This is a genomic window from Mesorhizobium sp. M7A.F.Ca.MR.362.00.0.0 (assembly GCF_004023175.1).
GTDB lineage: Bacteria > Pseudomonadota > Alphaproteobacteria > Rhizobiales > Rhizobiaceae > Mesorhizobium.
Genome location: NZ_RZTF01000055.1, coordinates 3,929 through 12,443 on the forward strand (window position 1 = coordinate 3,929; position 8,515 = coordinate 12,443).

Genomic DNA, 8,515 nt, shown 5'->3' on the forward strand with positions numbered 1-8,515 from the left:
CTTCTGGCCAAGCAGCATGCCGCCGCCACCGGGCTTGGCGCCTTGGCCAACGACGACTTCGATCGCATCGGCACGGCGCAGGTCACGCAGGTTCATGCCGTAGCGCGAGGGCAGATATTGATAGACCAACTGCTTGGAATGGCCGCGCTCTTCCTCGGTCATGCCGCCATCGCCGGTGGTGGTCGAGGTGCCTGACAGCGTCGCGCCGCGCCCGAGCGCTTCCTTGGCAGGACCGGACAACGAGCCAAAGCTCATGCCGGCGATGGTGATCGGGATCTTCAGTTCGATCGGCTTCTTGGCGTGGCGCGAACCGAGCACGACGCTGGTATCGCAGCGCTCGCGGTAGCCTTCGAGCGGGTAACGCGAGATCGAGGCACCGAGGAACAGAAGGTCGTCGAAATGCGGCAGCTTGCGCTTGGCGCCGGCGCCACGGATATCATAGATGCCGGTCGCCGCGGCACGGCGGATCTCGGAAAGTGTGTAGTCGTCGAAGGTCGCAGATTTGCGCGGCGTCGTCGGCGGGTTCCTGTAGGTCATGCTGCCTCAATACGCGTCGGCGTTGTCAATATTGAAATTGTAGAGCGTACGCGCCGAGCCGTAGCGCTTGAACTCCGACGGATTGACGCCGGTGACGCCGGCGCGGTCGAGCAGGCCCTGCAGCAATTCCAGATGCTCGGTCCGCATCTCTTTGGCGATGCAGTCGGCACCCAGGCTGTCGACCTTGCCGCGCACGAAGAGCCGCGCCTCGTAGATGGAATCGCCCAGCGCATCGCCGGCATCGCCCAGCACCACCAGATTGCCCGACTGTGCCATGAAGGCCGACATATGGCCGATATTGCCGTGGACGACGATGTCGATGCCCTTCATCGAAATGCCGCAGCGCGACGACGCATTGCCTTCGATGACCAGCAGGCCGCCCTTGCCGGTGGCGCCGGCATACTGGCTGGCGTCGCCTTTGATGGTGATCGAGCCCGACATCATGTTCTCGCCGACGCCGGGACCCGCCGAGCCGTGCACGGTGATCGTGCTGCCGGAATTCATGCCGCCGCAGTAATAGCCGACGCTGCCGCGCACATCGATGGCAACAGGCTGGTCGACGCCGACGGCGACCGAGTGGCTGCCTTTCGGGTTCAGCACTTCCCATGCCGTTTCGTTCGAGCCGGGAGCCAGATTGTGCAGCGCCTGATTGAGTTCGCGCAGCGACGATTGGTCAAGATCGAAGACCCGAGGGTCGTGCGCCGCGGTCTTTGAAAGGGTGGTTGCCGGCATGAACTCAATGCTCCCAGAAATAGACGGTTGCGGGCTCGGGTTCCCAGACCCTCGCATTGTCTATGCCGGGCAGTTTGGTCAGCGCGCGATATTCCGAGCCGAAGGCGACATATTGGTCGGTCTCGGCCATCACGGCGGGCTTGCAGGCGATCGGGTCGCGCACCACGCCAAAACCGTTCTTGGTGCCGACGACGAAGGTGAAGAAGCCGTCGAGGTCGGAGAGCGTGCCTTCCAGCGCTTCGCCGAGATTCTTGCCATGCGCCATCTGCGACGAGAGATAGGCGGCCGCGACTTCGGTGTCGTTCTCGGTCTCGAAGGTCATGCCTTCGCGGATCAGCTCACGGCGGACATTGTTGTGATTGGACAGCGAGCCATTGTGCACCAGGCACTGGTCGGCGCCGGTCGAAAACGGATGCGCGCCCATTGTCGTCACCGCAGATTCCGTCGCCATGCGGGTGTGGCCGATGCCATGCGTGCCGGTCATCTTGCGGACATCGAAGCGATCGACGACCGCCTCGGGCAGGCCGACTTCCTTGTAGATCTCGACAACGTCGCCGGCGCCCATGATGCGAATGTCGGGGCGCAGCGCCTGGATGGTTTCGCGCGCTTCATCGATCTTGGCGGGCGTGGTCCTGACGACCGCATGGGTGGATTTCACCGCGATCGTCACCGGCGTGCCGATGGCCTTGGCGAGTTCCGCCTCGAGGCCGCGGAAATCGCGGTCGGGCTTGGCTGACTGGATGGTGATCTTGGCCTCGTTCTTGGAAGGCGCGCCATAGATGGCGATGCCGGCGCTGTCGGGGCCGCGATCGCTGAGCGAGATCAGCATCTGCGACAGCATCGCACCAAGCTGGGGTTCCAGCGCCTTGTCCTTCAAAAACAGTCCGACAATTCCACACATGTCAGCCTCCCGGCGTTTTGTAGCGAAGAGATCGTTTGCAGCTCTGAGATGATGTATCGAATGAGTTGCATAAATTCAATGGTATGAAAAAAATATTCCTCTAGTTACGTATGCGGCTCAATGCCGCTCTGCGCACTGTCGCCGTCTCGCCGGGCGTTGTGAACCCATTTGGCGGTGCGAATGCGGGCGATCTTGTAGGCATCGAGGATCGACAAGGCATAGATCAGAAAGCCGCCGGCGTGACGGCCGACAAAGCTGGCATCCGACGGTGCGATCTTGGCCGTCACCCATGCCAGGATCACCATGAAGAAAAGGAACTGAAGGCCGCGCACCGGCACGCCGAGAATGACATGCCCGCTTCCCGGCAACACGATTGCGGCGCCGAGAACCAGATAGGGGTTGGTGGGTGCAGTGGTGGGAATGGTCATGCGGCTTGCCGTTCGCTTTTGTTGATGGCGTCGCGAAGCGCCGACACCGACACCAGCAGTCTTTCGATCAGCGCGGGATCGAGTGTGGCGTCGCCAAATTCGGCCTGCCGGAACACACCGTAGCGCGCCCGTTCGGCTTCGGCCAGCAGCCACACGATGCGTACCCCTTTCGGGGTGATCAGCAGTTCCTTGGCGCGCCCTTCGGAAAAAATCCCGAGGTGGCCGGCGATGGTCTCCAGTGGGAAGTGGACGCCCCTGCGATCCGTCCGCAACACGGCCTCGGCCGGAAATGTTGAACTCTTCGGCAGCGTGTGGTCGAGATGATCGAAATTGGAGAAGGTCGTCGGCGACCCCGGCCGCATCATCATGTCGAAGGTGCCGGGCACGGCCACCGGCTCGGTGATCGAGATGCTGAGCCAGCGTGCCGGCAGTTTTCGCGTCGCCAGCGTGTCGACGATGGTGCGCAGCTGGACGCGTTGGCTGTTCCAGGATCCTTCCCAGGTGATGACGCCGGCGGTGCCGTCCGAAACATTGGCTGCGTCAGCGATGACTGTGCGGATGCGGTCCTGCTCGATGGCGAGCGCCACCGATGCCCTGTTGCGGCTGGCACGCGCCTGCCAGGCAAGGTGGAGGACGAGAGCCAGGACAATGGCCCCGGCCAGCAGTGCTGATGTCACCTCGGACATTTTCTCATGCCGGGCCCGCCCAGGTTATGGACGGGCCTTCTCCCATCAATAACCCTGCGGCTTCGGCCACGGCATGGTGAACTGATCGCCGCGCCGCACGAATTTGTAGCGATAGAAATGGAACCACAGTGAGATCAGGAAATAGAAGGCGACCATGGCGATCAGTTGCGAGCCGAAGCCGAGGAAGATGGCGAAGAAGGTCACCACGCACAGGCAGAACAGCACGATGGCCGGGATCGGGTGGAAGGGGTGCGTGTAGCCGCGGCGGATCGAGCCGAGCGGCCACTTCTTGCGGAACATGATGATGTTGATGCTCATGAACGTGTATTGCAGCACGCCCGACAGGATCGAGAAGGTGATCGCCTGGTTGAGGTCGGCGATGAAGGCGAAGGCCAGCGCGATCGGCAGCAGGAACAGGATCGAACGATAGGGCGTGCGATATCTCGGATGCACGGCCGAGAACCATGTCGGCAGATAGCGGTCGCGGCCGAGCGAGAACCAGGCGCGCGCCGCATCGTTGATGCAGCCATTGGCGGAGGCCATTGCAGCAAGCAGCGTGGCGACGAACAACAGGTTCTCGAGCAGCGGACTGCCGGTCAGCTTGCCGGCGTCCCACAGCGGATAATAGGTGATGCCGAGATATTCCCATGGCATCATCGAGGCGCAGACATACCAGGTCATGGCGGCGGCGATCAAAAGCGTGATCATGCCGGCCATGGTGCCGTAAGGCAGCGAGCGGGCCGGCGAGCGCACTTCCTCGGCGGCCTGTGTGGTGCCCTCGATGCCGAGATAGTACCAGATGCCGAACTGGAAGGCGGCGATGACGCCAATCCAGCCATAGGGGAGTGCATTGCCTGGCGTGACCAGCTCGTTCAGCTTCAGCACGGCGCCTTGCGTCCACGGGCTGACCGAAAAGAACAGGATGACAATCGAGATATAGGCGACCGCTGTGATGACGAAGTTGACATTGAGTGTCATCAGCACGCCGCGATAGTTCAGCCACGCCAGCACGACGATGGTCGCGGCGATGAAGGAATTGTGGGTGAGCCCTTCGACGCCGGCCTTGGCGACGATGGTGTCGCCGAGCAGGATGGCGTCGGAAACTTCGAGCATGGTGTAGGCAAAGACCAGGAACAGCGCGACGTTGAACGCCATCAGCGGTCCGACGATGTGCTTTGCCTGCGCATACTGGCCGCCGGCGGCGGCCACGGTCGATGTCACCTCGGAATCGATCATGGCGACCGAGGTGTAGAGCAATCCCACGACCCAGCAGACGATCAGCGCAGCCAGTGCGCCACCCTTGTCCGCCGAGAAATTCCAGCCGGTGAATTCGCCGACCAGGACGATGCCGACGCCGAGCGCCCAGACATGGGCCGGTCCGAGCACGCGCAGGAGTGAAACTCTGTCCCCTTGGGCAGCCGGGGCAGCCGGTTCAAGTGCGATCGTCATTGTTCAATCCTCACTCAGATCCGGTGTTTTTCGGAAGTGGCTTCCAGTTCGCCCTCGCGCGAGGAGGTCAGCACCTCTTCGGAGAAAGTCGTGTCAACCTTGAACCAGTCGTAGAGCATCCACAAAGCGAGCACGATCGAGATGCCCCAGCATGCGTAAGAGAGTGCCACCCACATGATCGTGTCCCCCGAATTAAATCGTCCTCAGAACTCTTACTTGTCGTCGAATTTTTCGTTGATGACGTCGCGATATTCGCGGTCTGATGCACGAAACAGGAAAACGAAATAACCGATCAGCACCGCCGCCATGATGATCAGCGTCGGCCAGTCGATGACATAGTGGAAGCGGTTCTGGATGATGTCGTGCGCGGTCTCGGGCGTATAGCCGAGCTTTTCCCAGATAGACGCCATGGTCGGGTTCTGGCCTAGCGCTTCCCAGGTCTTGGCGTCGAGCGCGTCGATGGATTTCGCCGCGCCGGCGAGGCCCAGCTTGAGCGGCAGCCACAGTGCCACGAAAATGGCGACGACGACGACGGCGATGTCGAAAACCTGCCCGGCCTTGCTTTGTTCCGGCGGCGTGTAGCGGGACATCTCTTCTACCCCTCAGGACTTGCGGTTGCGGAACGCGTCGGCGTTCTTGATATCGAGCCCGTAGATGAATTCCTTGTCTTCCTTGTAGTGCCTGACCATCGCCAGGATGGCGGCCGTGTTGAAGATCAGCACGGCGGCGGCGGCGATCGCGACCACGGCCTTGATGCCGCTGTGCGGGATGTAGGGCCATGTCATGAGGAGGACGAAGAGGATCGTCGCCCACAGGCAGACGATCAGGAGCGCGGCTCCGCGCACGTCGGAACGGTACAGCGCTTCGATGCGCTGCTGCATGTCTGACATCGGTTTCTCCCCTTTTCCGCCGTCCGGTTCCGAATCCCCCGTCCGCCGTCCTCTTTCAACAGAGTGAAATTTTTTTCATAAATTCTGTCTGAATCTCGCAATTGTCAAGCGCGATTTACGTGGGGTTAACCGTTTGGTTTGCGCGGCGGATTTTGCCTGACAATGAAATTAATTGCTTATGGGTATTGCGGCGCCCGGACGTTTGCGATCAATATTCGGCCAAAGCTCCCGCCGCTGCGCAGGGGGCAGGGAACAGCAGAGCATTATCGAAACGGAGGACGAGCGGATGACGGCATCCTGGAGATTTTCGACCCTGGCGGATCGGCACCGAGCGCTCGGTTCGAAGCTCGAAGACTGGAGCGGCATGGGAACCGCCTGGACCTACGACAAGGATGCCGACGAGGAGTACATCGCCATCCGCACCAAGGCCGGCCTGATGGATGTCTCAGGCCTCAAGAAGGTCCACATCACCGGACCGCATGCCTCACATCTGATCGACCTGGCGACGACACGCGATGTCGAAAAGATCTATCCCGGCAAGTCGGCCTATGCCTGCATGCTGAACGAAGCGGGAAAATTCACCGACGATTGCATCCTCTACCGCACCGGCCCCAATGCATGGATGGTCGTGCATGGTTCGGGCACCGGCCATGAGGAGTTGCAGCGTGCTTCGGTAGGGCGCGACGTGTCGCTGCGCTTCGACGACAATCTGCACGATCTTTCGCTGCAGGGTCCGACAGCAGTCGACTACCTGGCCAAGCATGTGCCGGGTATTCGCGACCTCAACTATTTCCATCACATGCAGACGCAGCTGTTCGGCTTGCCTGTCATGATCTCGCGCACCGGCTATACCGGCGAGCGCGGCTACGAGATCTTCTGCCGCGGCCAGGATGCCGGCACGATCTGGGACAGGATCCTCGACGAAGGCAAGAGCGCCGGCATCATTCCGTGCCGCTTCACCACGCTCGACATGCTGCGCGTCGAAAGTTATCTGCTCTTCTATCCCTACGACAATTCGCAGAAGTATCCGTTCGACAATGAAGGCCCTGGCGACACGCTGTGGGAACTCGGCCTCGACTTCACCGTCAGCCCCGGCAAGACCGGCTTTCGCGGTGCCGAGGAGCACTATCGCCTGAAAGGCAAGGAACGCTTCAAGATCTATGGCGTCTTGCTCGACGGCAAGGAGCCGGCCGATGAGGGTGCGCCGGTCTATCGCGACGGCAAAAAGGTCGGCGTGGTAACCTGCGCCATGTATTCGCCGCTGGTCGAGAAATCGATGGGCATCGCCCGCCTCGACGTCGACTGCGCGGTCAAGGACACCAAGCTCGAAATCCGCAACAAGAGCGGCGCCATCAAGGCCACCGCCCAGCCATTGCCATTCGACGATCCCAAGAAGACCAAGCGCACCGCGAAAGGTTGAGGCATAGTCAACAGCGAAGGTTCGAGCAATTCCAGGAAAAGTGTGAAACGGTTTTCCGTCCGGAATTGCGTCAAAGCAAAGAGATAGAGCGGTCCGCCGTTTCTATGAAACGGTGAAGCGCTCGAAGGCACGAAAACTTAAATGGCAGCCAAAAGTATCATCAGCCGGCCCGTTTACGGAACCTTGTCTCCGCAACCCGGCAAGCATCATCTTTTCATAGCGGACGCGGAAGGGGCGCTGGCAATAGCGGAGATGGCCGGGAGGGCGCCGCCCGGGTTTTTCGATGACGCCGAAATCGTCTTCATTCCAGGGCCGGACGGCAAACACACCGCCGCCCTCGAAGCGCTGAAATCGGCGCAGCTCCATCAGGCGCCGTCCTTCGCCAGCCTGCTGCCACGGCTCAGGCAGACACTGGCCAATGCGCATATGGGCCTGCGCCTCTATCTCTCGGGCACCGAGGGCCTGATCGGCCAGGCGATGCAGGTGGCGCTTGAAGCCGGCATCGACCACACTTCGATCCAGACCGAGCACCGCGGCTCGCTGGCGCGGCGCATGCAATGCGTCCACTGCAAGGGCATCACCGAGAATGTGACGACGCAGCCGGCAACCTGCGCGCATTGCGGCCTGCTGCTTCTGGTGCGCGATCACTATTCAAGGCGCATCGCTGCGTTCCAGGGCGTCTGCATCAATGCGGAAGATCGCTCGGAGATTCCTCCGATGGAGGAGATTTTCCGATGAGCACCGGAACAACAAAACTCGATGTCGTTGTCAGCGACGTCGTCCCCGTCAACGACCTCGTTACCCGTTTTCATTTCCGCCGACGCGACGGCGGGCTTCTGCCGACCTTTTCCGGCGGCGCCCATGTCGTGGTCGAGATGCGCGATGGCGAACGCACCAGGCTCAATCCCTATTCGCTGATGGGCTCGCCGCTCGATACGCGCGAATACACGATCTCGGTGCGACGCGACAATGTCGGCCGTGGCGGCTCGCTGTTCATGCACCGGAGCGTCAAGACCGGCATGGAGATGGTGGTCAGCTACCCCGTCAATCTGTTCTCGCTCGACCTGCGCGCCAAAAAACATCTGATGCTGGCCGGCGGCATCGGCATTACGCCGTTCATGGCGCAGACCGCTCAGCTTGCGGCGGAAGGCGGCAATTTCGAACTGCACTACACCTGCCGCACCGCATCGCTCGGCACTTACGCCGATGTGCTGCGCGAGCGCTACGACCGCCGGGTCAGGCTCTATCATGACGACCTTGATGAGCGCATCGATCTCGACCGGTTGCTGTCGACGCAGCCGCTCGGCACGCATCTCTATGTCTGCGGCCCGGCCGGCATGATCAACTGGGTGCGCGATCGCGCGGCAAGCCTCGGCTGGCCGGCGGAAACCGTGCATTTCGAGCATTTCGCGGCACCCCAGCCCGGACTGCCTTTCGACGTGACGCTTGCCGTCAGCGGCAAGTCGATCCGC

12 protein-coding genes are annotated in these 8,515 nt (G+C 61.4%); 3 read left to right on the top strand and 9 right to left on the bottom strand.

The genetic code is table 11. The features are described 5' to 3' along the window. From EOC06_RS42155 to EOC06_RS10420, 9 genes are all read right to left on the bottom strand, one after another. A partial coding sequence (locus EOC06_RS42155) for a glutamate synthase-related protein (protein ID WP_245469460.1) occupies positions 1–537 on the bottom strand: 537 nt, incomplete at its 3' end. Between the two features lie 6 nt (positions 538–543). After that, on the bottom strand, positions 544–1,269 hold the full coding sequence (locus EOC06_RS10385; protein WP_128307686.1) for a GXGXG domain-containing protein: 726 nt from the start codon (positions 1,267–1,269) through the stop codon (positions 544–546). A gap of 4 nt (positions 1,270–1,273) precedes the next feature. Continuing rightward, entirely contained in the window at positions 1,274–2,170 is an 897-nt protein-coding gene (locus tag EOC06_RS10390) for a glutamine amidotransferase family protein (protein WP_128307687.1), read from the bottom strand. Between the two features lie 104 nt (positions 2,171–2,274). Next, positions 2,275–2,598 (bottom strand): hypothetical protein, encoded by a 324-nt coding sequence (locus EOC06_RS10395; protein ID WP_128307688.1) that lies wholly within the window; start codon positions 2,596–2,598, stop codon positions 2,275–2,277. Next, positions 2,595–3,284, bottom strand: coding sequence for a hypothetical protein (locus EOC06_RS10400; protein WP_164898533.1), 690 nt, complete (start codon positions 3,282–3,284; stop codon positions 2,595–2,597). Before EOC06_RS10400 ends, EOC06_RS10395 begins: the two co-directional genes overlap by 4 nt. Positions 3,285–3,329: 45 nt before the next feature. Beyond that, the gene (locus EOC06_RS10405; RefSeq protein WP_023808735.1) at positions 3,330–4,733 is read right to left on the bottom strand and encodes an APC family permease; all 1,404 of its coding nucleotides are present in this window, start codon (positions 4,731–4,733) and stop codon (positions 3,330–3,332) included. Positions 4,734–4,747: 14 nt separating this feature from the next. Next, the gene (locus tag EOC06_RS10410; RefSeq protein ID WP_013532900.1) at positions 4,748–4,909 is read right to left on the bottom strand and encodes a hypothetical protein; all 162 of its coding nucleotides are present in this window, start codon (positions 4,907–4,909) and stop codon (positions 4,748–4,750) included. Between the two features lie 36 nt (positions 4,910–4,945). Next, on the bottom strand, positions 4,946–5,323 hold the full coding sequence (locus EOC06_RS10415) for a hypothetical protein (RefSeq protein WP_013532899.1): 378 nt from the start codon (positions 5,321–5,323) through the stop codon (positions 4,946–4,948). Between the two features lie 12 nt (positions 5,324–5,335). Then, positions 5,336–5,623, bottom strand: coding sequence for a hypothetical protein (locus EOC06_RS10420; RefSeq protein WP_128307689.1), 288 nt, complete (start codon positions 5,621–5,623; stop codon positions 5,336–5,338). Positions 5,624–5,909: 286 nt separating this feature from the next. On the opposite strand from EOC06_RS10420, the gene EOC06_RS10425 reads away from it, so the two are divergent. The 3 genes from EOC06_RS10425 to EOC06_RS10435 all read left to right on the top strand — a co-directional run. Continuing rightward, entirely contained in the window at positions 5,910–7,043 is a 1,134-nt protein-coding gene (locus EOC06_RS10425) for an aminomethyltransferase family protein (protein ID WP_128307690.1), read from the top strand. A gap of 141 nt (positions 7,044–7,184) precedes the next feature. Then, positions 7,185–7,781: a dimethylamine monooxygenase subunit DmmA family protein gene (locus EOC06_RS10430; RefSeq protein ID WP_128307691.1), complete on the top strand. Its 597-nt coding sequence runs from the start codon at positions 7,185–7,187 to the stop codon at positions 7,779–7,781. Continuing rightward, positions 7,778–8,515: ferredoxin reductase (locus tag EOC06_RS10435; protein ID WP_245469462.1), on the top strand; the 738-nt coding region annotated here is incomplete at its 3' end. The genes EOC06_RS10430 and EOC06_RS10435, both read left to right, overlap by 4 nt.